Source organism: Pseudomonas sp. BN417 (genome assembly GCF_029871205.1).
GTDB lineage: Bacteria > Pseudomonadota > Gammaproteobacteria > Pseudomonadales > Pseudomonadaceae > Metapseudomonas.
In genome coordinates, this window is sequence record NZ_SSOJ01000163.1 from 1 (window position 1) to 22,887 (window position 22,887).

At 64.5% G+C, this 22,887-nt stretch carries 19 protein-coding genes and 2 pseudogenes; 8 read left to right on the plus strand and 13 right to left on the minus strand.

Going from position 1 to position 22,887, the window contains the following annotated elements; translation table 11 throughout:
* The 5 genes from pgi to E8F11_RS28170 form a co-directional block, all read left to right on the plus strand.
* The coding region (gene pgi / locus E8F11_RS28150; protein ID WP_280292207.1) for a glucose-6-phosphate isomerase at nucleotides 1-1,581 on the plus strand (1,581 nt) is incomplete at its 5' end.
* 65 nt (nucleotides 1,582-1,646) lie between these two features.
* Nucleotides 1,647-2,591: a chromate resistance protein ChrB domain-containing protein gene (locus E8F11_RS28155; protein WP_280292208.1), complete on the plus strand. Its 945-nt coding sequence runs from the start codon at nucleotides 1,647-1,649 to the stop codon at nucleotides 2,589-2,591.
* A gap of 7 nt (nucleotides 2,592-2,598) precedes the next feature.
* Nucleotides 2,599-3,948 carry a chromate efflux transporter gene (gene chrA / locus E8F11_RS28160; RefSeq protein ID WP_280292209.1) on the plus strand — a complete coding sequence of 450 codons (1,350 nt, stop codon included), beginning with the start codon at nucleotides 2,599-2,601 and terminating at the stop codon, nucleotides 3,946-3,948.
* Between the two features lie 10 nt (nucleotides 3,949-3,958).
* Nucleotides 3,959-4,279, plus strand: coding sequence for a rhodanese-like domain-containing protein (locus E8F11_RS28165; RefSeq protein WP_280292210.1), 321 nt, complete (start codon nucleotides 3,959-3,961; stop codon nucleotides 4,277-4,279).
* 20 nt (nucleotides 4,280-4,299) lie between these two features.
* Nucleotides 4,300-4,752, plus strand: a complete 453-nt coding sequence (locus E8F11_RS28170; RefSeq protein WP_280292211.1) for a chromate resistance protein ChrB domain-containing protein — start codon at nucleotides 4,300-4,302, stop codon at nucleotides 4,750-4,752.
* Nucleotides 4,753-4,769: 17 nt separating this feature from the next.
* Here the strand turns inward: E8F11_RS28170 and E8F11_RS28175 are convergent, their stop codons facing one another.
* Nucleotides 4,770-5,891 (minus strand): nickel/cobalt efflux protein RcnA, encoded by a 1,122-nt coding sequence (locus E8F11_RS28175; RefSeq protein WP_280292212.1) that lies wholly within the window; start codon nucleotides 5,889-5,891, stop codon nucleotides 4,770-4,772.
* Nucleotides 5,892-5,972: 81 nt separating this feature from the next.
* Nucleotides 5,973-6,083 (minus strand): annotated as a pseudogene (locus E8F11_RS28180) (LysR family transcriptional regulator); the annotation flags it as partial.
* A 94-nt stretch (nucleotides 6,084-6,177) separates the two neighbouring features.
* Here E8F11_RS28180 and E8F11_RS28185 point away from each other — a divergent pair.
* The 3 genes from E8F11_RS28185 (at nucleotide 6,178) to E8F11_RS28195 (ending at nucleotide 8,150) form a co-directional block, all read left to right on the plus strand.
* Nucleotides 6,178-6,957, plus strand: a complete 780-nt coding sequence (locus E8F11_RS28185; protein WP_280292213.1) for an SDR family NAD(P)-dependent oxidoreductase — start codon at nucleotides 6,178-6,180, stop codon at nucleotides 6,955-6,957.
* A gap of 9 nt (nucleotides 6,958-6,966) precedes the next feature.
* Nucleotides 6,967-7,725, plus strand: coding sequence for an SDR family oxidoreductase (locus E8F11_RS28190; RefSeq protein ID WP_280292214.1), 759 nt, complete (start codon nucleotides 6,967-6,969; stop codon nucleotides 7,723-7,725).
* A 275-nt stretch (nucleotides 7,726-8,000) separates the two neighbouring features.
* Nucleotides 8,001-8,150, plus strand: a complete 150-nt coding sequence (locus E8F11_RS28195) for a hypothetical protein (RefSeq protein ID WP_280292215.1) — start codon at nucleotides 8,001-8,003, stop codon at nucleotides 8,148-8,150.
* 191 nt (nucleotides 8,151-8,341) lie between these two features.
* On the opposite strand, the gene E8F11_RS28200 is transcribed toward E8F11_RS28195, so the two are convergent.
* The 11 genes and pseudogenes from E8F11_RS28200 to E8F11_RS28250 form a co-directional block, all read right to left on the minus strand.
* Entirely contained in the window at nucleotides 8,342-9,790 is a 1,449-nt protein-coding gene (locus tag E8F11_RS28200) for a mannose-1-phosphate guanylyltransferase/mannose-6-phosphate isomerase (RefSeq protein WP_280292216.1), read from the minus strand.
* Between the two features lie 48 nt (nucleotides 9,791-9,838).
* Nucleotides 9,839-10,498 carry an alginate O-acetyltransferase AlgF gene (locus tag E8F11_RS28205; RefSeq protein WP_280292217.1) on the minus strand — a complete coding sequence of 220 codons (660 nt, stop codon included), beginning with the start codon at nucleotides 10,496-10,498 and terminating at the stop codon, nucleotides 9,839-9,841.
* Nucleotides 10,499-10,524: 26 nt separating this feature from the next.
* A pseudogene (locus tag E8F11_RS28210) lies at nucleotides 10,525-11,100 on the minus strand (hypothetical protein); the annotation flags it as partial.
* A gap of 271 nt (nucleotides 11,101-11,371) precedes the next feature.
* Nucleotides 11,372-12,475: a mannuronate-specific alginate lyase gene (locus E8F11_RS28215; RefSeq protein ID WP_280292218.1), complete on the minus strand. Its 1,104-nt coding sequence runs from the start codon at nucleotides 12,473-12,475 to the stop codon at nucleotides 11,372-11,374.
* A 10-nt stretch (nucleotides 12,476-12,485) separates the two neighbouring features.
* A complete protein-coding gene (locus E8F11_RS28220; RefSeq protein ID WP_280292307.1) occupies nucleotides 12,486-13,862 on the minus strand; it encodes an alginate O-acetyltransferase in 1,377 nt (458 codons plus the stop codon).
* 52 nt (nucleotides 13,863-13,914) lie between these two features.
* The gene (gene algG / locus E8F11_RS28225) at nucleotides 13,915-15,480 is read right to left on the minus strand and encodes a mannuronan 5-epimerase AlgG (RefSeq protein WP_280292219.1); all 1,566 of its coding nucleotides are present in this window, start codon (nucleotides 15,478-15,480) and stop codon (nucleotides 13,915-13,917) included.
* A 21-nt stretch (nucleotides 15,481-15,501) separates the two neighbouring features.
* Nucleotides 15,502-16,956 carry an alginate export family protein gene (locus E8F11_RS28230; RefSeq protein WP_280292220.1) on the minus strand — a complete coding sequence of 485 codons (1,455 nt, stop codon included), beginning with the start codon at nucleotides 16,954-16,956 and terminating at the stop codon, nucleotides 15,502-15,504.
* The gene (gene algK, locus E8F11_RS28235; RefSeq protein WP_280292221.1) at nucleotides 16,953-18,380 is read right to left on the minus strand and encodes an alginate biosynthesis TPR repeat lipoprotein AlgK; all 1,428 of its coding nucleotides are present in this window, start codon (nucleotides 18,378-18,380) and stop codon (nucleotides 16,953-16,955) included. Before algK ends, E8F11_RS28230 begins: the two co-directional genes overlap by 4 nt.
* 34 nt (nucleotides 18,381-18,414) lie before the next feature.
* The gene (locus tag E8F11_RS28240; protein WP_280292222.1) at nucleotides 18,415-19,560 is read right to left on the minus strand and encodes a PilZ domain-containing protein; all 1,146 of its coding nucleotides are present in this window, start codon (nucleotides 19,558-19,560) and stop codon (nucleotides 18,415-18,417) included.
* A 33-nt stretch (nucleotides 19,561-19,593) separates the two neighbouring features.
* Nucleotides 19,594-21,075, minus strand: coding sequence for a glycosyltransferase family 2 protein (locus E8F11_RS28245; protein ID WP_280292223.1), 1,482 nt, complete (start codon nucleotides 21,073-21,075; stop codon nucleotides 19,594-19,596).
* A gap of 80 nt (nucleotides 21,076-21,155) precedes the next feature.
* Complete coding sequence (locus E8F11_RS28250; RefSeq protein ID WP_280292224.1) at nucleotides 21,156-22,466, minus strand: UDP-glucose/GDP-mannose dehydrogenase family protein; 1,311 nt, start codon at nucleotides 22,464-22,466, stop codon at nucleotides 21,156-21,158.
* Nucleotides 22,467-22,887: the final 421 nt, after the last annotated feature.

Below are 22,887 nucleotides of genomic sequence, written 5' to 3' on the forward strand. Positions count from 1 at the left end.
TTCAGCCTGCGCCAGGCCTTCGCCGACGACCCCGAACGCTTCCAGCACTTCAGCCTCAACGCCTGCGGCCTGCTGCTGGACTTCTCGAAGAACCTGATCCGCACCGACAGCCTGGCGCTGCTGGTCAGGCTGGCCGAGGAGGCGCGGCTGGGCGATGCCATCAAGGCGATGTTCCGCGGCGAGGTGATCAACAGCTCCGAGCGCCGCCCGGTGCTGCACACCGCCCTGCGCCGGCCGATCGGCGACAAGGTCCAGGTCGAAGGCGTCGACGTGATGCCCGAGGTGCACCGCGTGCTGCACCGGATGACCGAGCTGGTGGGCCATGTGCACAACGGCCTGTGGCGCGGCTACACCGAGAAACCGATCACCGACGTGGTCAATATCGGCATCGGCGGCTCCTTCCTCGGCCCGCAGCTGGTTTCCGAAGCCCTGCTGCCGTTCGCCCAGAAGGGCGTGCGCTGCCACTACCTGGCCAATATCGACGGCAGCGAGTTCCGCGAGCTGGCCTGCAAGCTGAATGCCGAGACCACCCTGTTCATCGTCTCCAGCAAGTCCTTCGGCACCCTGGAAACCCTGAAGAACGCCCAGGCCGCCCGTGCCTGGTACCTGGCCCAGGGCGGCAGCGAGGAAGAGCTGTACCGCCACTTCATCGCCGTCTCCTCGAACCGCGAAGCGGCGGTGGCCTTCGGCATCCGCGAAGAGAACATCTTCCCCATGTGGGACTGGGTCGGCGGGCGCTACTCGCTGTGGTCCGCCATCGGCCTGCCGATCGCCATGTCCATCGGCATCTCCAACTTCAAGGAGCTGCTGTCCGGCGCCTACAGCATGGACCAGCACTTCCAGGGCACGCCGTTCGAACGCAACATCCCGGTGATCCTCGGCCTGCTCGGCGTCTGGTACGGCGACTTCTGGGGCGCGCGCAGCCACGCCATCCTGCCCTACGACTACTACCTGCGGAACTTCACCGACCACCTGCAGCAACTGGACATGGAGTCCAACGGCAAGAGCGTGCGCCAGGACGGCACGCCGGTCAGCGCCGGCACCGGCCCGGTGATCTGGGGAGGGGTCGGCTGCAACGGCCAGCACGCCTACCACCAGCTGCTGCACCAGGGCACCCAGCTGATCCCCGCCGACTTCATCGTGCCGGTGTCCAGCTACAACCCGGTGGCCGACCACCACCAGTGGCTGTTCGCCAACTGCCTGTCGCAGAGCCAGGCGCTGATGCTCGGCAAGTCCCGCGCCGAGGCCGAGGCCGAACTGCGCGCCCAGGGCCTGGCGGAGGACGAGGTGCAGCGCCTGGCGCCGCACAAGGTGGTGCCGGGCAACCGCCCGAGCAACACCCTGGTGATGGAACGCATCAGCCCGCGTCGCCTGGGCGCGCTGATCGCCATGTACGAGCACAAGGTCTATGTGCAGAGCGTGCTCTGGGGCATCAACGCCTTCGACCAGTGGGGCGTGGAGCTGGGCAAGGAGCTGGGCAAGGGCGTCTACTCGCGCCTGACCGGCCAGGACGAAGCCCCGGCCGAGGATGGCTCGACCCAGGGCCTGATCGACTTCTTCCGCGGTAATCACCGCGGATAGAAAGGGTGTTGCAGGAAAAGTGATTGAGGTGTAGAGAGTACAACATAATCTGTTGGAATCTCTACATGAACGAATGGCTATCCCTGGTCATCGGCCTGCCCACTGCCAACGCCACCGCGCGCATGCGCGCCTGGCGGGCGCTGAAGGCCAGCGGCGCGGCAGTGCTGCGGGACGGCGTGTACCTGCTGCCGAACAACGACAGCTGCCGCGATACCCTCGTCGCCATCGAGCGCGACATCCTTGCGATCAATGGCACCGCCTACCTGTTGCCCATCCATGACCCGCAGGGTGAACGCTTCATCGAAATGTTCGACCGGAGCGAGGACTACGCGAGCCTGTGCACCGAGGTCGAGGCCTGCCGCGGGCAGTTGAGCGGCGAGAACGCGCTGGCTTCAACCCGACAGGTACGCAAACTGCGCAAGGCCTTCGCGCAACTGGCGGCGATCGACTTCTTTCCCGGCGAAGCCCGGCAGCGGGCCGATGTGGCCCTGCAGGAGCTGGAGACCGCCATCAGCCGTGCGCTGTCGGCAGACGAGCCGAGCAGCCACGACCAGCCAATCGCCGTGCTCGACCGCGGCGATTACCAGGGCCGTCTCTGGGCGACCCGCAAGCGGCCCTGGGTCGACCGCCTGGCCAGCGCCTGGTTCATCCGGCGGTTCATCGACCATGACGCGCGCATCCTCTGGCTGGCGGCCCCCCAGGACTGCCCGCCGGACGCGCTGGGTTTCGATTTCGACGGCGCCACCTTCAGTCACGTTGGCAAGCGCGTCACCTTCGAAACCCTGCAGGCGAGCTTCCAGCTCGAGCTGGCGTCCCTCGACCGGGTGGCTGCGCTGGTGCATTACCTCGACGTGGGCGGCGCGCAGCCGGCCGAAGCTGCCGGTATCGAACGTGTGCTGGCGGGGCTGCGCGAAACCATCGGCGATGACGATCAACTCCTGACCGCTGCCAGTGCCATCTTCGATGGCCTGCTGGCGGCTTTCGCTGCGGAAGACAACGCCCATGAGTGATACCGCCATGCACAAAACAGAACAGGCTCTATCCAGCGCCGCTCCGGTCGGCCTGCTGCAGGCGTTCTGGTTCTGGCTGAAGCTGGGCTTCATCAGTTTTGGCGGTCCCGCCGGGCAGATTTCGATCATGCACCAGGAGCTCGTGGAGCAACGCCGCTGGATCTCCGAGCGGCGTTTCCTCCATGCCCTGAACTACTGCATGCTGCTGCCCGGGCCGGAGGCCCAGCAGCTCGCCACCTACATCGGCTGGCTGATGCACCGCACCTGGGGTGGCGTGATCGCCGGGGCGCTCTTCGTGCTGCCTTCGCTGTTCATCCTGATCGCCCTGTCCTGGGTCTATATCGCCTTCGGTGATGTGCCGGCGGTGGCCGGGCTGTTCTACGGCATCAAGCCGGCGGTGACCGCCATCGTCGTCCAGGCCGCCCATCGCATCGGCTCACGGGCGCTGAAGAACGACTGGCTGTGGGCGATCGCCGCAGCGGCCTTCGTCGCCATCTTCGCGCTCGATGTGCCGTTCCCGCTGATCGTGCTCGGCGCCGCCCTGGCCGGCTTTATCGGCGGCAGGGTGGCGCCCGAAAAATTCCGTGTCGGCGGAGGCCACGGCGCAGCGAAGCAGTCCTATGGCCCGGCGTTGATCGACGACGACACGCCGACGCCCGAGCATGCGCGCTTTCGCTGGTCGCGACTGGCGCTGCTGGCGCTGACCGGCGCGGTGCTGTGGCTGCTGCCCATGGGCATCCTGACCGCCACCTTCGGCTGGGACGGCACCCTGCCCCAGATGGGCTGGTTCTTCACCAAGGCCGCGCTGCTCACCTTCGGCGGCGCCTACGCGGTGCTGCCCTATGTCTACCAGGGCGCGGTCGGCCATTACGGCTGGCTGACCCCGGCCCAGATGATCGATGGCCTGGCCCTGGGGGAAACCACGCCGGGGCCGCTGATCATGGTCGTGGCCTTCGTCGGTTTCGTCGGCGCCTATGTGCAGCCGATGTTCGGCGTTGACCAGGCCTTCCTCGCCGGAGCGCTGGCGGCGGCCCTGGTCACCTGGTTCACCTTCCTGCCGTCCTTCCTCTTCATCCTCGCCGGCGGGCCGCTGGTGGAGTCCACCCATAACGAGCTGAAGTTCACCGCGCCGCTGACCGGCATCACCGCCGCAGTGGTCGGAGTGATCCTCAACCTGGCGCTGTTCTTCGGCTACCACGTGCTCTGGCCGCAAGGCTTCGCCGGCCGGTTCGACTGGCCTTCGGCACTGATCGCCCTGGCCGCGGCCGTGGCCTTGTTCCGCTTCAAGCGTGGCGTGATCCAGGTGCTGCTGGGCTGTGCCCTGGTGGGACTGGCGGTGCATCTGTTGCGAGTCTGAGGGGTGTGCGATGGGCCGGATAACGAGTTGCGAACTGGCGGAATGGCAGGCGGCGGACCGCAGCTTCACCCTGCTCGATGTGCGCCGGGCGAGCGCCCGGCTGGCTGACGCCGCCGAGATCGCCGGCGCCCGATGGCTGGAGCCTGAGTCGGTGTTCTCCTGGAAGGATTCGGTGCCACGGGATCGGCCAGTGGTGCTCTATTGCGCCCACGGCCATGAGCTCAGCCAGGGGGTCGCCGCCACGCTCGAGGCCATGGGGCTGGATGCACGCTACCTGATCGACGGCTTTGCCGGCTGGCGCGACGCCGGCCGGCCTACCCGAGGCCTGTAGAACCAGGCGGGAGGTATTCCATGAAATGGGTTACCCGTGAACGTCCAAAGATCGACCGGATCGCCTGCCCCTGGCTGATCAAGCGTTTCATCGATCCGCAACCCGAGTTTCTCTATGTGCCCGCTTCCGAGGTACTGCGAGTCGCCGCCGAGCAGGAGGCGTCACCCTACGACATCCCGGGCGTCGAACTCAGTCATGTCGGGGAGCTGTGCAGCTTCGACGCCTTCCTGGATAAGTACGGGCTGAGCGACCCCGCCTTGCAACGGTTGGCGCAAATCGTCCGCGGCGCCGACACCGCGCGGCTCGATCTCACTCCCCAGTCGGCGGGCCTCTACGCGATTTCCCTGGGGCTTTCGCACAATTTTGCCAATGACCACGAGATGCTCCAGCACGGCCTGGTCCTCTATGACGCGCTCTATGCCTGGTGCAAGGACTGCCAGGGCGAGAGCCACAACTGGCCGCCGCAGATGTGAGACCTCGGGCGCCCGGGTCAGCCGATCCGGGCGCTCAGGCCCACCCAGCCCTGGGCACCCACATAGAGACCCACGCCAACGATCAACAGGCTGGACAGGTACGGCGCACGCCGCGCAAACCCTCCTAGCCAGGGCCAGCGATTCGCTGCCTGGCGCGCCCCCACCACAGCGGCGGCGCCAACGCTGACCAGGGTGAGGGCGAGGCCGAGGCTGAAACACAACACCAGCACCGCCCCCAGCGTAATCGCCTGCACCTGCAGGCACAGCAGCAGGACGGTGATGGCAGCAGGGCACGGAATCAGGCCACCGGTAAGGCCGAACAGCACGATCTGCCCGGTAGTGACATTGCGATTGGCGAAGCGCCGCTGGATGTCACTGGCGTGGGCGCGCTCATGGGCATCCCGGTAGTCGTCCGGCGACAGCTCCAGCCCTTGCGGTTCGGCAGGGGTTCGATCCTGGCCAGGCCCATGGAAGTCCAGGTCGTAGTCATGGGAGTGTCCGGCATGGCCCAGGCTCAGACGCACGGTGAACTGGTGAGGCTGCGGAACCTCCTCCACCGACTCCAGATAGCCGCCACGATCCACGAAGGCGAAACGTCGCATGCGGCCATCAGCGCGGGTGGTCTGCAGGCTGACCTCGGCGGCCTGCCAAGCGTGCCCACTCAGCACCTGCAAGCGCCAGTGCGGTGGTTGGCCGTTCTGGAATATCGATAATTCGACGCCGCCGTGGCCGGTGTCGAGGCGCCGGGTTGCAGCCTGGCGGTACTGGTCTTCCTGCTCGAGGCGCCACATCTGCTCGCCACGCCATGTGCGCCAGAGCATCCACAGCGCAATGGTCACGATTATCACGGCGGAGGCGAGCTGGAAGTAGGGCTCGCTGGCTTCGGCATCCAGGTTGCGGCCCAGGTACATGCCGCCCAGGGCCACCAGCCAGACCACGGCGGTATGCGAAACGGTCGCGGCCAGGCCCAGCAGGACGGCCTGCTTCACGGTGCCGCGCACGGCCACGATGAAGGCCGCCATCATGGTCTTGGAGTGCCCCGGTTCGAGGCCGTGCAAGGTTCCCAGGAGGATGGCGCTGGGGAAGTACAGCCAGGCGTGGGCCGGGCCCTGCTGCAGCAGTTCGGCGAAGCTGGACATGATGCCCCTGGAGATGGTGCGCGGGATGCGCTCAGGACCTTCGCGGTTCAGTCTCGGCCAGCTTGCGCATCAGGTCCAGGTCGCCATGCTCACCGCCAAAGGGAAGCGCCCGAGCTTTCGGGCGGCCGCGGAGCGGGAGCCACCGTCCAGTACGGCGAGGAACACTTTCAGGGATGCGCTGGCGAAGGCCATTTGGTTTTCAGTTTTTCTGATGACAGTCGTCTTTTCATATCAGAGTCGTGAACGTAAGTTCCATGGTCACGACAACAGCATTTCGGAGAGCAGCATGTTCAATGCAGAGTGGCGAGGGCAGGTGGCGCTGGTCAGCGGCGCCGGCAGCGAGGTCGGCATCGGCATGGCGGTCGCCCGCCGGCTCGGGGCCGCGGGCGTCAGGTTGATCGTCACCGCGAGCAGCGAACGCATCGTCGACCGCGTGGCAGAGCTGCGCGCCGAAGGCTTCGAAGCCGAGGGGCGCGTTGTCGACCTCACCGACGAGAGCCAGGTGCGAGCGTTCGGGCAATGGGCCGAAGCGCTCTGGGGCCGCATCGACATCCTGGTGAACAACGCCGGGATGGCCATGCAGGGCAGTCCCGAGCCATTTGCCGAAGTGGTGTCCATGGACCTCGACACCTGGAACCTTTCCATCGCCCGCAACCTGACCACGGCCTTCCTGCTGACCCGTGCAGTCCTGCCCGGCATGCGGACTCGGGGCTACGGCCGCATCGTCAACATCAGCTCGACCACTGGCACCCGCGGCGGCAACCCGGGCGAAGCGGCCTACAGCGCAGCCAAGGCCGGCATGGTGGGGCTGAACATGGGCCTGGCCCTTGAAGTGGCGGGGCAGGGCATCACGGTGAACAGCGTCGCTCCGGGCTGGATCGCCACGGGGTCGAGCACGCCGGAAGAGGTGGAGGCGGCGCGCTATGTCCCGGTCGGGCGGGCAGGGCGCCCGGCTGAAGTGGCGGCCGCCGTCGCCTTCCTGGCCTCGCCGGAAGCGAGTTACATCACCGGTGAGCTGCTGGTGGTCGATGGCGGCAACTGCCTGATCGAGAACAAGGCGCCCTAGGAGGAACTCATGACGATTCCGGTCGTACTCATCACAGGGGCCGCGGGTGGTGTCGGGCGCGCCCTGGTGCAGCGTTTCACCCAGGGCGGCTGGCGGGTCTTCGCCACCGACCTGGACCCACAAGGGCTGGCCAGGCTGGAGACGGATTTTCCGCTTGCAGGCGCCCACGCCGGGGACATCCGCAGGCCGGACACCTGCAAGGAGGTGGTCGCGGCGGCGGTTGCGGCGAGTGGACGGTTGGACGCTTTGGTCAATGCGGCCGGCGTCTGGCGGGAGGGGCCGGTGGATGCGTTCAGCGAAGAGGATTTCGACCTGGTCCTGGACGTCAATCTCAAGGCCACCTTCTTCATGTGTTCCGCCGCGATACCGCACCTGAAAGCGGCCGAAGGCGCCATCCTCAACATCTCCAGCGATGCTGGCCGCCAGGGCAACCGGAATGCCGCCGCCTATTGCGCGAGCAAGGGTGGCGTGACCCTGCTGACCAAGGCCCTCGCCCTGGACCTGGCGCCTTTTGGCGTGCGCTGCAATGCCGTGTCTCCGGGCGATATCGAGACGCCCATGCTCAGATTCCAGGCGGAGCGCTACGGCAACGGCGACCCGCAGGCCTACTACCGGGAGTTGCTCGACAAGTACCCACAGGACGGACGCGCCCGTTTCATCCAGCCGGAAGAAGTCGCCGAGCTGGCATTCTTCCTCTGCCAGCCCGGTGCGCGCTCGATCACCGGGGCGGACATGGCGATCGACTGCGGCCTGTCAGCGGGCAACTGAGGGCAACTGAGGGCAGGGCGAGGGTGGGACTGCTCCACGTCAATCCCCGCCGAGAGCCGCCGGACCTTCACTGCGGCAAGGTAGTCCCGCGGGCCCACGCCAGGCGCGGGATTAAAGTTCGGGCCAGTTTCAGACGGACGTCCAGGCCGTGTCACGAAATGCCAGTTCTTTGGCACGTTATGCGAAGACAGCAAAGCCCAGAAAGGCGAGGGTGCAGGCTCCAACAATAAGAGTCTGCAACATCCTGGCTACTTGCAGGATGCAGGAGGAGCGCAATGCGCCACTATTTGTTCACCCTGATCTGCTTCGCCGTCGTCGGTACCCTGTTGCTACTGGCCGATCAATACCCTGGCGACTCACAGTCTACTCGTGACGGTCCCGCCATGCCCGTGGCAAGCATCGGTGAGGTGTTCGGTCGCCTGTAGCCTTGGCGGCATGGCGGCGGATGGACGGCCCGTGTCGCCCAGAAAACCGACATCCATGCCCGTAGAGGAGGCGTACCCGGACGGCCAAGGTACTTCTCCGACATCTGGTCCCTCGCACGACGTGCCATTGATTAGCCCATGCACCACGCCCATCCGCTGGTGCGCGCGGCGCACCCTACCTGGCCGTGGGTTCAGGGCGTGCTGGGGATATCGGGCACTTCGAGGTGTTCCTCGCTGCGACCATAGACGTCGTCCAGGCGGGTGATGTCGTCCTCGCCGAGGTAGCTGCCGGTCTGCACTTCGATGAGCACCAGCGGAATCTTGCCCGGGTTGGTCAGGCGGTGTACCGACGCGATGGGGATATAGGTGGACTGGTTTTCGGTGAGCAGGAACACCTTGTCGTCACAGGTGACCTGGGCGGTGCCGGAAACCACTATCCAGTGTTCGGCACGGTGGTGGTGCATCTGCAGCGAGAGCTGGCCGCCGGGATTGACGGTGATGTGCTTGACCTGGAAACGCCCGCCGGTATCGACCGAGTCGTAGGAGCCCCACGGCCGGTAGACCTGGCAGTGGTTCTCGGTTTCGCTGCGGCCCAGCGTCTTGAGTTTCTCGACCAGTTGCTTGACCTCCTGCACGCGGTCCTTTCTGGCGATCATGATGGCGTCCTTGGTTTCCACCACCACGATATCTTCCAGGCCGATCACCGAGACCAGCTTGCCGATGCCATGCACCAGGCAGTTGTGGCTGTCCTGCAGCACGACGTCGCCCTTGATGACATTGCCGTCGGCATCCTTCTCGTGCACATCCCAGATCGACGCCCAGCAGCCGACGTCGCTCCAGCCGGCTTCCAACGGCACCACGCAGGCGCGCGCCGTCTTCTCCATCACTGCGTAGTCGATGGAGTTTTCCGGGCAGTTGGCAAAGGTGGTTTCGTCTATCTCGATGTACTCGCCGTTATGCCTGCTGTGCTCCAGTGCCTGCTGGCAGGCATCGTGTATCTCGGGGGCGTGCTCCTTCAGTTCCTCGAGGTAGCGGCTGGCCCGGAACAGGAACATGCCGCTGTTCCAGAAGTAGTCGCCGGACTGGACGAATTCACTGGCGCGTTGCGCATCGGGTTTCTCGACGAACTGGGCGACGCGACTCACCCCATCCGGCAATTGCGGGGCGGGTTCGGAGCGAATGTAGCCGTAGCCCGTTTCCGGCCTGCTCGCCGGTACGCCGAACAGCACCATCTCGCCGTTCTCGGCGGCACTGCTGGCAAGTGCCACGGCTTGCTGGAAAGCCTCCTGGTCTTCCAGCACATGATCGGAGGGGAGCACCAGCAGCAGTTCGTCGCGGCCGTCATTGATCAGCTGCATGGCGGCGATGGCCACCGCCGGAGCGGTATTGCGGCCGAAGGGTTCGAGCAGGATCGCCTGGGTGGTGAACTTCAGTTCGGCGAGCTGATCCTGGACGATGAATCGGTGGTCCTTGTTGCAGACCAGCAAGGGCGCCTGCATGCCTTCGAATGCCAGGCGCTGGAGGGTCTGCTGGAACAGCGTGTGCTCGCCGGTGAGCACGAGGAATTGCTTGGGGAATTGCCGGCGTGACAGCGGCCAGAGCCTCGAGCCGCAACCACCTGAGAGAATGACGGGAATCATGCTGTTTCTCCTACTGTGATCTTGAAGCTGCTGCGCGACATAGGCGCTTCATTCATTGGCCAGCGGACGCTTGACCCAGACCGGTGCGAGCTTGCCGCCGCTGCTGGTGACGTACAGGCACACGACCTCGCCGCGATTGAGGGAGACCGGCTTCAGGTCGCTGACTTTCCGGTTGCCGGCGAACAGCGCCAGGTTGACCTTGACCGGGTTGATCTCGCGGTCGCCATAACTCTGCGGCGCGACGTTCTCCACCACTGGGGTCTTGCCGTCGGCGGTTTTCAGGCTGAGCGACGTATCGCTGAGGTTCTGCACCCGCACCAAGGCCTTCTGCCTGTTCCGGTACGGCTTCTCTTCCACCAGCCTGGGCTGGCCGGTGGGCAGGTTGACCAGGGTGTAGTAGCGGCCCGCGCCGAGTTTTACCGGCAGGCTCTGGCTGCCGACCTGGGCGCTGTAGTTCCCGCCGGGGAGGAAGCTGAAGTCGGTGCTGGCCAGTGGGCCGACATCCTCGAGGCTGGCGCTGCCGACATTGGCGCTGACCTCCTGGTTGCTGGCGTTGTACAGGCGCACGAAGGTCGAACCCTTGGGCGCGGCGGGGCCGTAGAGGGCGGCGTCGTCGGCCTGGGCCTGCCAGGTGAACAGGCTGGCGAGCAGCAGGGCGCCGGTGGCGATCAGGGATTGTCGCGAACGAGGGTGGGGCATGGGTTTCATGGTCGGTTGCTCCTCGAGGGGCCGAATCAATCGGCCTGGGTAGCCAGACTTCGTCCTGCCGCGCCATTGGCCTCGAGTTGGTCGATCCAGGCCGGATCGAACTGGCTGAGGTCGGGGGCCATCGGTAGATAGCGTTCGGGGAATTCCCAGATCACCAGTTGTGGCGGGGAGTCCCTGAACGCGTCGGTTTGCAGGTACTTGAGCATCGGCAGCAGCGGGCGCTGCAGCGTGGCGGACCAGGCGACCAGGCGTCCCGCAGGGAGCATGGCCGCGCCGGCGGGCTCGTCGGCCGCCGCCTTCGGTGCGGCATGGGCGAGCGGCCTGGTATGGAAGTCGTGCAGACCAAAGAAGGCGAGGCTGGCATAGGCAATGACCAGGGTGGCGACCTGCAGGCTTTCCGAGCGGAACAGCACCCAGCCAAGGATCACCACCAGGAAGGTAACGACCCACTTCAACGGGCTGAAACGCAGCGGGGCGGCGTCGACGCCAAGGGCGCCTTCCATCGCCAGCCAGAATCCGTGCCAGGCACCCCAGAGCACGAAGGTGAAGTTGGCGCCGTGCCACAGGCCGCCGAGCAACATGGTCAGCAGCAGGTTGCGATAGCGTGCCCCGCACAGGTAGTACAAGCCGAGAAAGGTCGGCAGGAACAGAAACAGGAACACGTTGGATGAAAACACCATCCGCGTTTCCTCCATTGAAGAACTGTCAGGGCCAAGCGGCCCACCCGTTCCTCCCCTGGTGTTGCAAGGTCTTTCGCCCGCCGCCTCTTGGCACGATCGGGGTGTTGCATCACCCCGTGCATGGGGTGGGAAGGCGCTCTGCGTCGCCGTGAAGCTCGTTTGTGCGATGCGCCCGCCGTGCGCACCGCCCGTGTCAGCCCTTCTTCGCCGCCGCTGGATCGAACAATCGGGTCAGGTCACCGCCGAGGCGGAAGTTCCTGAATGGCTGCATCGACTGCTTCCACTTCAGCGTTTCAGCACTGCAGCGGTAGAGCGTGCAGTAGGGTTCCAGCCAGGCGAACTTGCCGTCTTCCTTCAGCTCGGACATGGACTGGCGCTTGCCGGCCTTGTCGGCGAAGTCGTCCGGATCCTCGATACCTTGCAGCACCCGCTCGGCCAGGCGGCGCAGCGCCGCATTGTGGTCTTCGCGCAAGTCGACGCCGTTGGCCTGGGCGAAGGCGGCGATCATCGCCAGGGGCGCCAGGCTGTAGTTGTGGTAGGCGAGGGCGCGCTGCTCGCGCCTGAGTTCGTTGGGCAGGAAGCCGTCCCGGTCCACCTGGCCGGTGGCCACGCGGAATTGCGCCACCGACCAGTCGAAGAAGTCGCTGCGATTGGTCGCCACGGCGGTGGCCATCACCGACCAGGCGGCCCAGTAGGAGTGGTTGTTGATCTCCTTCAGCGGCAGGTCGCTCCAGTCCTTGATCGTCTGCTCCGCCAGTTTGACGAACCAGGACTCGATCAGCTGGCTCTGCCGGGCGTAGGGTGCAAGAGGCTGCGACCTGGAGAACTTCAGCCGCAGCCAGGCCGCAGACAGGCTGCCCAGGGCCCATTTGCGCATCGACTTGCCGGTGTGATTGAAGTCGGTGGACAGCAAGGCGTTGGCCTGGGCCCAATCACCGAGCCATTGCAGGGTGCATTGCAGGCTCTGGGCTTGGCCATCGCGCATGTAGCGCATCACTTGCTTGTTGACCCCGCGCTCGAGGTCGTTGATGGCCTTGGTCTTGGCGCGGAACTCCTGCTCGGCCTCGCGATTGAGGGTCGCGCGCGCCTGGTCCGAACCCTCGTACTTGCTGCGGAATACCAGGGCCTCGGTATAGGGCTCAGGCGTCGTCAGCGTGCAGTCCTGCGGGTCGCCCTTCCTGTCCCGCTCGACCGCTGCGTAATAGCCGGGCGGCGGCACCAGTCCGGCACCTTGCACAGTGCCGCTGGCAAGCAGGGCGCATGCCAGAAGGCAGGGCAGCAGACGTTGCGCGCGCATCATGTGGTCCTCACGGCTCGCTCTGGGCCGTCTGCTGTGCGGGTGCGGCAAAACGGTTGCGCTGGCACACCTTGACCTCGACAGCGAGCGGCTTGCTGCCCACTGGCGGTCCTTGCAACTCGAGGGAAAGCAGGATCAGATCGGCCCAGTCCTGGTCCGAGCGCAACTCGAAGGCGAAGCGGCCATCGGTCTCGCTGGATGCGGGTTTCTCGATCTTCAGCGTCTCGCGCCGGCCGTTGAGGTGCCAAAGGGAGGCTTGCAGGGTCTTCACCGAGGTATCGGCGAAGCGGATGTCCACCTGGTACTGGCCGTTACGTACATTCTTCAGGCCGTCCTGGCCGTTGACCAACACCTCGTTGCTGCCTGGACGCAACCGGGTCTTTGCCGAAAGTATCGCCGGCTTGCCGACACAGCCGTTGTCGAGCATGGCGAAGATCTGCCGGTAGATGGTTTCCTGGTCCAGCCGGTAGAGCGGTGAGAGTTCCCAGATCAGGATCTTCGGCGGGCTGTTCAGGAACTCCTGACTGCCGAGCAACTGCAACAAGGCCTCTTCCAGGCCCCCACCGGGCAAGGCTGCATTGAACACGTCGGCGCCCAGGTGTTCGGCGAGGAAGCCGGCGAAGTTGTAGTTCGGCCCGCTATGGCTGGTGCCGACCAGGACTATCTGCGGGTTGCCGGTGTCGCCGAACAGCTCGTCGCCGCCGCTCGCATCCTTCGGCTCGGTGGCGAACTGGTCCGTGTATTCGGTGGCATAGCTGGTGCCGCACAGCTGCCCGGCAACCTTGTGCAGGGTGCCTTTCTTGCCCATGCGGCCAGTCACCTTGCTGACGTACTCGCGTTTCGGGATGCCCTGGTAGACCGGCAACCGCTTGATCGTCTCGGCCACCAGCCTGGCTGTGCGATCCGCGCCGTATGGGGTCCAGTGCTGGTCGCCGCGGAAGTAGAAGGCATGCTCCTCATGCTCGCCGGCCAACTGCGAAAGATCCGGCACGGCGAACCCCATCCGCTTGAAGCGGCCGAGCATGGCCTGGTAGTTGGTCAGTGCCCGTTGATAGTCGAAGCTGGCCATCTGTGCGGGGTTGAGCTTGTCCCGGTTTACCAGGCCGCGGGTCGGTTGATAGACCAGTACCAGCTCGATGCCCTTGCTCTGGAAGGCGTCGTGCAAGCGTTGAAGCCGACGGTAGCCGGCCGGCGAGGTATCGAACTCGGTGCGCAGGTCTTCGCGGGTGCGGAATAGCCAGTCGCCCTGGGCCTGCACCAGGGTGATGAAGTTCTTCTGGTAATTGGTGGTGTACCGGCTGGCGTCATGTGCCGCCGGGCACAGGCTGCAACAGGGCGTGGCCTGATAGACCGGGCCTTCTGCCTGTACGGCGCTGGCGGCTAGCATCGTCAGGGCCAGTGGCAGGTATGACAGTTGACTTGCGTTCATGAGGGTCACCTCAGTCCTGAAGTCCCGCCTGGCTTTCCACCAGGGCGATTCGCACGGCTTTGCGCTGGCGCACCAGCAGATCGAGGATTTCGTCCTGGCGCTCACCCAGGATGCCGCTGAGGCTGATACCCGAGGATTTTCCCGGCAGCGCCATGTCCACCCGGTACAACTCGATGGAAAGCGGCGAATCGATCGTCAGCGGGGTGCTGCCGTTGCCGGACAGCTGACCGCCGACCAGGGTTATCGACACCTTGGTGTCGTAGGGGTCGAGCTTGGGGTTGCGGCGTTTATCAGAGAGCTTCCTGGTGTGCCCATAGACGCCGCTCAAACCGTTGCCGACGACGAAGTTTTCGTACAGTCGGATGTTCACGCTATTGCGCAGGCGGATGCCGTGGCGGGCATTGCCGATTACCCGGTTGCCCCAGAACAGGTTGTTCGAGCTTTCGTAAAGGGTGATGCCATCGGCCCGGTTGTCGTACACCTCGTTGTAGGCCACCAGGTTGTTGACGCTGTTACGGTCGAGAACGATGCCGGAAAGGTGGTTGTCGTGGATCTGGTTGTTGAAGATCCAGCTGTCGTCGACTTCCCTGGAAATGATGATGCCGTGCTTCTCGCGGGTCCCGCGCACGGTGTTGTTGGCGATGATCAACCGCTGCGAGCGGTCGTGCGGGTCGATGCCATAGACCTGGCTGTCGCGGAAGGTGTTGCCCTTGAGCACCACATCCCGGGCTTCGTAGCAGTAGAAACCGAACCAGAGGTCGGCGAACTCCGAATCGATCAGCCAGCCCATGGGCGCAGGGCGCCGCAGGCGTTTATTGATATCCGGCGTGTGCTGCGACAGCGACATGCCATAGGACTTGTTGCTGTTGTAACCGAGGCTACCGAGGAAACTCTTGACTATGTAGGTCTCGGTGCCGCCCCAGGACAGCAGGAAGGGGCGGAACTCCCCGGGCTTGCGCAGGCCCGCAGCGGCATTCTCCGCTTCGCGCCAGCCGATGACCTTGCTGTCGGTAATGAACAGCTTGCCGTCGTTGATCAGGAAGGCGCCGCGCTCCTGCGACAGACGCAGGGTCTGGCGGTCGATGTGCAGGGTCGCGCCGCGGGCCACGACTATTGGCAACCGCGCCAGGTAGATGCCCTCGGCGCTGACGCTGAAATGCTGCTTGGGCAACTTTTTCGCCAGTGTGGCGAGGTCGACGTAGCCGCCTTCGATGAAAATGGCCTGCGGCATGCCGCGCTGGCGCCTGACCCACTCGGCCAGGCGGTTGTTGCCGCCAACGAATTGCTTCAGCGTGTCCTGCTGCAGCATGCGCCGCAGCGTCACCTGGCCGGGTTCGCCACGCGGGATCCTGGCTTGCACCGCGGCAGCGGTGTAGCCCGACATGTCCGGCAGCTTGGGCTCGGCCAGGGTCAGCGATTCGACCGGCACACTGGTGACGGTATAGTTCCTGGCCTTGGGAACCTCCTTGGTGTCCACCAGCGGCACGCTCGGTTGTCCTGCCAGCGCACTGCCGGTCAGCAGTGCACCAATCAGCAGGACGACGAGGGAGCGAGTTGCGCACCACCGGTTGAACATCGTTACGGTCCTCCTCTGGGGTCAGAAACGCCAGATCACATCGACGATGGCGCGGTGCATGTTCGAGTCGACGCCACTGCCATAGGCATCGCCCGAAAGGAACAGGCCGCCACGAAAGCGCACCAGCGCAGAGGGTTCGTCGATCGCCTGGCTCATGGAGGCCGGCAGCAGGCCCTCCTTGAAGTACCGGGTGAGCACCAGGTCGACTTCCTGACCGATGTCCTTGTCGTCCTCGACCAGGGCGGCGTTGACGCCGCTGTCGCCGAGTGGCTGGTCGCCGTCGACGCGCCAGAAGCGGTGGTAGACCAGGCTGGCGTCATACTCATCGCGCAGCTGCCAGGAGCCGAACAGGGTGGCCACCTGCAGATTGCTCAATTCGCCACGGAAGGCTTCGCCGAAGCGGTGCACGCGCGAGCGCGTCCCGGTGAAGCTGTTGCGGTTGCTCTCCAGGCCGGTCTGCTGGAAGTTGTCCTCGCCGTCATCACCGCCGCCGCTGCCACGGGCGTAGGCGATACCGGCCCGCCAACTCGGGTCGAAGCTCCAGCGCAGGCCGAGGTCGGTGCCCCAGGCGTTGACATTGGCGCTCTCCTCGCCGCTGGCAATGGGCTGGCCGCCGGGCCCGCTGGTGGTGAGCAACTGGTCGCGGTCGCCATTCAGCCAGATCACGCTGGCCCAGTAGTTCAGTGTCTGCTGATTACGCCAGTCGAACGCGTCGCTGTTGGCGCTCAAACCGACCCAGGTAAGGTCTCCGGTGGTGTCCTTGTCCAACTGCTCGACCTCTTCGCCGGGGCTGGGCAAGTCGCCGTCGTCGTGGCTGTAGTGCAGGTTGAGGCCGACCCAGTGGCCGGGCGTCCATTGGGTGGCGATGTCGCCATAGAGGTGCTGACGGTCCTCATCCTCCGGCGCCAGTTCGTCGATATCGGTGCGGTACTCGCTGAAGCGTTCGGCCAGGCCGAGATGGGCACGGAGGAGGGTGGTGTCGAACGTCCAGTTCAGGGCTTCGATGTTGGTGTCGCGCCAGAGGCTGTCGTCGTTGCGCAGGCGCTGGCGACCGAAGCGCAGCTCTTCGCCCGGGTAGGCAGTGAACCCGGAGTAGCCGATCCAGAATTCGCGCATCGCCAGGTAACTGTCATCGGCCTGGCGGTCGTTGTCATTGTCGCTGACGCTGCTGGAACCCTCGTCCAGGTCGGGGGACTGCAGGGGGTCGGTTTCGATGGTGTCGGTGGCGGCCACCGCCTGGGCCATGGCGTAGGCGCTCCAGTCACCGCGCTGGAAGTAGGCCCAGGGCCGTACGTCGATACCGATGCCGTTGACGTCGCCACCGTCGCGGGTACCAAGGTCGCGGTCGTCCTCGGACTGGGCGGTGATCTTGATGTCGAGCCCGAACGGCTTGTCGTTCATCGCCGCGGCCCATACCGGAGCGCCGCAGAGTAGTGGAACGGTCAGGCTAACGCGAATCCATTGTTTTCGTTTCATGGTCTGTTCCGTTGGGGACTAAGTTCGGCGGTGCCGCCGGCGGGCGGTTCGACACTGGGAACGTCACCGCCGGCAGCAGCACGGAGCATAGTGCTATCACCGCGAAACTGCCGCTCCGCCTGTAGCCGCTTTTGCGCCTCGGCGCGCTGGGCTGGCGACAACTGTTGCGCCAGTTGCGTGGAATAGGCCGGCGCTTCGGGCTTGCCCGCCTGTACCGCGAGCTGACTGAACATGTAGGCGTTGACCAGGTCCGGCTGGATGCCACGGCCCTGACTGAACAGCTGCGCAAGGGCGTAATCGGCGCTGGCGTGGCCGCTGCGGGCGGCACTGAGCAGGTGGTCGAGGGCCTTGTCCGGATTTACCTCGCCGAGATAGCCGCGGCGGTAGATCTGCCCCAGGTAGTAGTTGGCACTCGGCTCGGTAGCCGCGGCCTTGAGCAGGTGCTGCTCGGCCTTGGCCGGGTCCTGCGGTACCAGCTTGCCTTCGTAGTAGATCTTGCCCAACAGCAGCTCTGCTCGTGGTTCGCCGGCATCGCTGGCGCGTTGCAGATAGTCCAGCACCTGCTCGGTATTGTCCTGGTCCGGGGCGTCGTAGAGCAGGCGAGCGAGGCTCACCCAGGCCGCCGGATAGCTCGGCGCGATCGGTTCCAGCAGCGCCTTGGCGGCCTCGAAATCAGGTTTACCGAGCGCCGGGTCGACCAGCACCTGGGCCACCGAGTCGATCCGTTGCGGTGGCACCCGGCCGTTCTGGTAGGCAGTTTGCAGTTGAGCGATCAGGGCTTGCTGCTGTTCGCGCTGCCCGCGCTTCTGGTAAACCGTGGCCAATTCGACGTAGCAGGCATCCTGCACCGTCAGGGCCTCCTTGCAGATGCGTTCGATTTCATCGAGATGCTGGTCGTAGCTGCCCTGGGCCCGGTACAGCAGCACTTGCGCCAGTTCCGCCTGTGGCTGGCCCTCGGCGCGCCACTGGTTGACCTGCTGCTGCGCATTGACCGTGGGGAAGGTCTGCGGGTGTTGCACATAGAGCAGGGTCAGCGGCAGCGCTGTGTTCTGCTCGCCGGCGGCCATGGCATCCTTGAGCAGCGTTTCAGCTTCCCGCTGCTCCGCTTCGGTTGCGTCCGGCTTGCTCGCCAGCAGCCGTCCCAGGCGCGCGGCGGCGCGCGGTGAGGTAGCGGCGGCCTGGCGGTAGGTTGCCTCGGCCTGGCGCCGCTGCTCGGGGTCGCCGGTTTCCAGCTGGATGTCGGCGAGGCCCACTTGGGCGTCGGCGTAACCGAGGTCGGCGAGCTGGCGATAGTTCTGTTCGGCAGTGGCGGTGTCGCCGCGGGCCATGGCCTCCTGGGCCAGGCGCTGATCGGGCAGGCCGGTGCAGCCGGCCAGGCCCAGAACGCCTAGGAGCAGGAGAGGGCGTACAGGTATCTCAGCCACGAGCAGGTCCTCCAAAGGGCCCCAGCGCCTGGAGCTAGTAGATCAGCCATACAAGCGATGGCCCCCGAGTGACGCTGACTTCCACCGGCCGGCCGGCGAGGGCATTGTCCAGCGGCTCGTCAGGTTTGATCTGTACACGGATATCGGTGGACAGGTCGTTGATGGTGGCGGAGTTCAGGTTGCTGCTGACGATGCTACCGCCGCGCTCCTGCTCTTCACCCGCGACCACGAAGCTGACCCGGTTTCCCGGGGCGACCGCCCTGAACTTCGCATAGGGAAACTTGGCTTCGATGCTGGCCTGGCTGCCGCGCTGGGCGAACTGGAAGATCACGTCGCCCTTGCCGGCGTACTGTCCGTCGGCCACCAGTTGGCGGAGCAGGGTGCAATCGCATGGGCTGGTGACCGTCCCACTCATCTGCCGGCCCAACAACTCCTCGAGACGCTCGGGCTTGATCTGGCTGTCGGCCAGCTGGCCCTTGAACATATCCATCATCGAGGTCTTGAAGGTGGCGACCGGTGCCCCCTTGGTCACCACGCCGTCTTCGCCGATCAGGCTTTGCACCGTACCTTCGCGTGGCATGGTCACCTCCATGCTGGGGACAGTGACCAGTGCGGACTGGGCATGGGTGACGAAGTACAGGTCGTATAGCGCTGAGGCGATGAAGACGAAGGCCACCACGCCGATGACCAGCACGACCAGACTGAGGATCATTGCCCGAAAGCGACCGAACCGCCCCAGCCCCGAGTGGCCCTTGTTCTTGCGCGGTGCGCCGAAGTTGTCGCGCTGCAGGGTACTGAGCAACTCGCCGACGCTGACCAGTTCACCGGAAAGGTGCGCGGAAATCAGGTGGCGCAGGGTGACGATGTCGCGCGGCTTGAGGTTGTGGAACTGGCAACCGGCACGGTTGCTGGTCGGATCCACCGAACGCACCTGGAACTCGACGCGCATGACCAGCGCCAGGTCGTCGATGGCGAATATCAGTTCGCCCTTGTGGTAGTCGCCGACCGCGACCGGGTGCTTTCCCGCCAGGTAGCTGAAGCCGCCGGCGGAAAGCTCCTGCAGGCTGTGCTCGACCAGGTGCTGGTTCTTTCCGGCGAAACGTATCCTCGCCGGCATCCGCACCCGGGCGTGCTGGCGCTGGATTTCCGATTCATGCACGACGTTGACGGCTGTGTTCATGGCGACGTTCCTACTCAATTCCATTGGCTTGGCTCACACCACCAGCAACAGCGTGGCAATGAACAGACTGGCGGCTGAAAAGGTCATCGAACGTGACGACCAGACATTGAACCAGCGCTGGAAACCGCCGAGGTCGCGGTTGAGCCTGGTTTTCTGGCGCGTCCAGGACTGCTGGTCGAGGCGGAAGAAGACATGGATCTTCACCAGCGCGCCGACTATCTGGTTGTAATAAAGAAGCAGCGGGTAAGCCGGGCCGACGGGATGGCCGGTGACCGTCAGCAGCAGGGTCAGGACCAGGCGGGTGAAGCCGATCCAGAGCAGGTAGATCAGCAGGTAGGCGATGCTGTACTTGAGGCTGGCGATGAGCGCCACGGCCAGGCCGAGCAGGCAGGTCCACATCGACACGCGCTGGTCGAACAGCACCAGGCTGGTGAACAGACCGAGGCGCCCCGGGCCGAGCCTCATCGCCCGGGAGTTCTGCCGCAGGTTGTTGCCGTACCAGCGGAACATCAGCTTGCGGCTGGCCTTGAAGAAGCTCTTTTCCGGCGGGTGCTCGATGGTGTCGATCGCCACATCCGGTACGTAGAAGGTGTCGTAGCCCAGGCGCATCAGGCTGTACCAGCTGGACTTGTCGTCGCCGGTGAGGAAGGGGAAACGGCCCAGTCGCCAGTGGTCGAGATAGTCGCTCTCGACGTCGGCGATGAAGCCGGGGTCCGTCGCCACTTCGGCGCGGAACATCGACAGGCGCCCGGTCATGGTCAGCACTCGCTTGCCGAGTGCCATCGAACACATGTTGAGGTGGCGCTGGGCGAAACGCAGCCTGTGCCACTCGCGCATGATGTAGCTGCCATGCACATGGCAGAATTCGTTGGTGGTCAGCCCGCCGAGCCTGGGGAACAGGCGAAAATAAGGAACGGTCCTGCCAATGATTCCCGGCTTGAGGATGCTGTCGCCATCGACGACCACTACGACCGCGTCAGGCGTCGGCAGATGCCGGGAAATGGCGCGAAAGCCATTGGCCAGGCCGTCGCGCTTGCCGGTGCCGGCGATGCGCACGAAGTGCAGTTTGACCCGTGCCGGCGGGTCGTACCTCGCCCACAGGCGCTTCACCAGCAACTCGTCGGACAGCTCGACTATGGAACAGACAATGCTGGTGGGGTGGCCGCAGGCGATGGCTTCCTCGATCACCGAGCGGTAGACCATGGCGGTGGTCAGCGCGTCGATGCGGAAGCTGGTGACCAGCAGGCAAACGTGGGGGAGGGCGGTCGCCTCGACGAGCTGACGCGCCTTGCGCCGGTAGTGCGGGAAGACGACGTAGAGGAACAGCAGGCCGCGGAGGAAATGGGTGAGGCCCATGGAATAGCGCCAGATGCCGACCGCGCCGAGCAGCAGGAGGAAGTCCCTGGACGTGGGATCGAAAAGCGTCTGCGGTACGGCCAGGGCAAGGACCATCAGCAGGCTGAGGTAGAACAACCACCCGGCGATATCGATGAAACCCTGCGTGAGCCTCTCCATCGTCTGCGTCCGTGATCTGTTTCGGATAGGGCGATGGCTTCGTCTATTCGGCCAAGCCATCGCCACCCGGTTTCAGTTGTTCACCAACAGATGCCTTCGCGGCTGTCGTCGCTGCCATGGGCCATGAAGCCAACCAGGTCTACGACATGCTTGCCTTCCGGCACTTGCTGGACGAGAGCCCGGAAGCACTCATCGGCATTGCCGAGGACGATGACCTCCGCATTCGCGATCACGCTGTCGAAATCGCTGTTGAGCAATGACGACACATGGGGGATCTTCGATTCGATGTAGTCCTTGTTGGCACCGTGGACCCGGGCGTACTCGACGTTGCGGTCATAGATGCTGAGCTCATAGCCCTTGCCGATCAGCATCTCGGCCAGCTGTACCAGCGGGCTTTCGCGCAGGTCGTCGGTACCGGCCTTGAACGACAGGCCGAGCAGGGCGACCTTGCGCTTGTCGTAACCGGCGATGATGTCGAGGGCGTGCAGAACCTGCGCCTCGTTGCTGTGCATCAGGGCCCCGATCAGCGGCGTTGCCACATCCAGCTGGCCGGCGCGGTAGGAGAGGGCGCGCACATCCTTGGGCAGGCAGGAGCCGCCGAAGGCGAAACCAGGGCGCATGTAGTACCTGGACAAGTTGAGCTTGTGGTCCTGGCAGACCACATCCATCACCTCGCGGCCATCGACGCCAACGGCCTTGGCAATGTTGCCGATCTCATTGGCGAAGGTGACCTTGGTCGCATGCCAGACGTTGCAGCTGTACTTGATCATCTCCGCCACTTCGATGCTTTTGCGCACCACAGGGGCATCGAGCTCTTCGTAGAGCGACTGCAGCAAGTCGCCGGAATGCCGGTCCAGTTCGCCGATCACCGTCATCGGCGGAAAGTTGTAATCCTGGATCGCGGTGCTTTCGCGGAGGAACTCGGGATTGACCGCGACGCCGAAGTCCACGCCCGCCTGCTTGCCGGAGCAGTCTTCGAGAATCGGGATCACCACGTTTTTCACCGTGCCCGGCAACACCGTGCTGCGCACGACGACCGTGTGCCGCTCTGACTTGTCGCGCAGGGCGAAACCAATTTCACGGCAGACGCCTTCGATGAAATTGAGGGCCAGGTCGCCGTTCTTCTTGCTCGGCGTTCCGACGCAGAGCAGCGACACATCCGTGGCGGCGATGGCCTCCGATACATCGGTAGTACCCCGCAGGAGACCGGCCTGAATGCCCTGCTGCAGCAGCTCCTGCAATCCCGGTTCGACGATTGGGGATTTCCCCTGGTTGATCAACGCTACCTTGGTGGACGAAATGTCCACGCCCACAACTTCATGACCCCGCGCGGAAAGACAGCCGGCGCAGACCGCACCGACATAGCCGAGCCCAAAAATGCTTAGACGCATTTTTATTCTCCTTAGTCGTCAATTTCATTAGGTTCATTACGTACGCCAATAAAATGCATAACCGATAAGTGAATCGACTCAATGCTTGTGCTCGGCAAAATAACCGGGAAGCCGAATGCGCCCTGACAAAAGGCGGCATCCGGCTTAAAAGTCGGTATCTGATCCTTCCTGGAAGTTTTTTCTTGCGACAAGGCGAGGCTATCCAAAATGCCTCGTACTGACCTGTCTCGAACTGCGGTTCATGTAATGTCTTGCTTGCCGTTTTCGAGCGCTTGGATCGAACCTGGCAAAGAACCCTGCAATCGATGAACAGCCGGTGATGAAACTCTGACCAGCATCCACGAAAGAAAGTTAGCTCCATGTTTCGCCATTTCTAGAATGAATCGCTATGGCGATTAGTGCCAAGTAGCCTCAGAAGGTC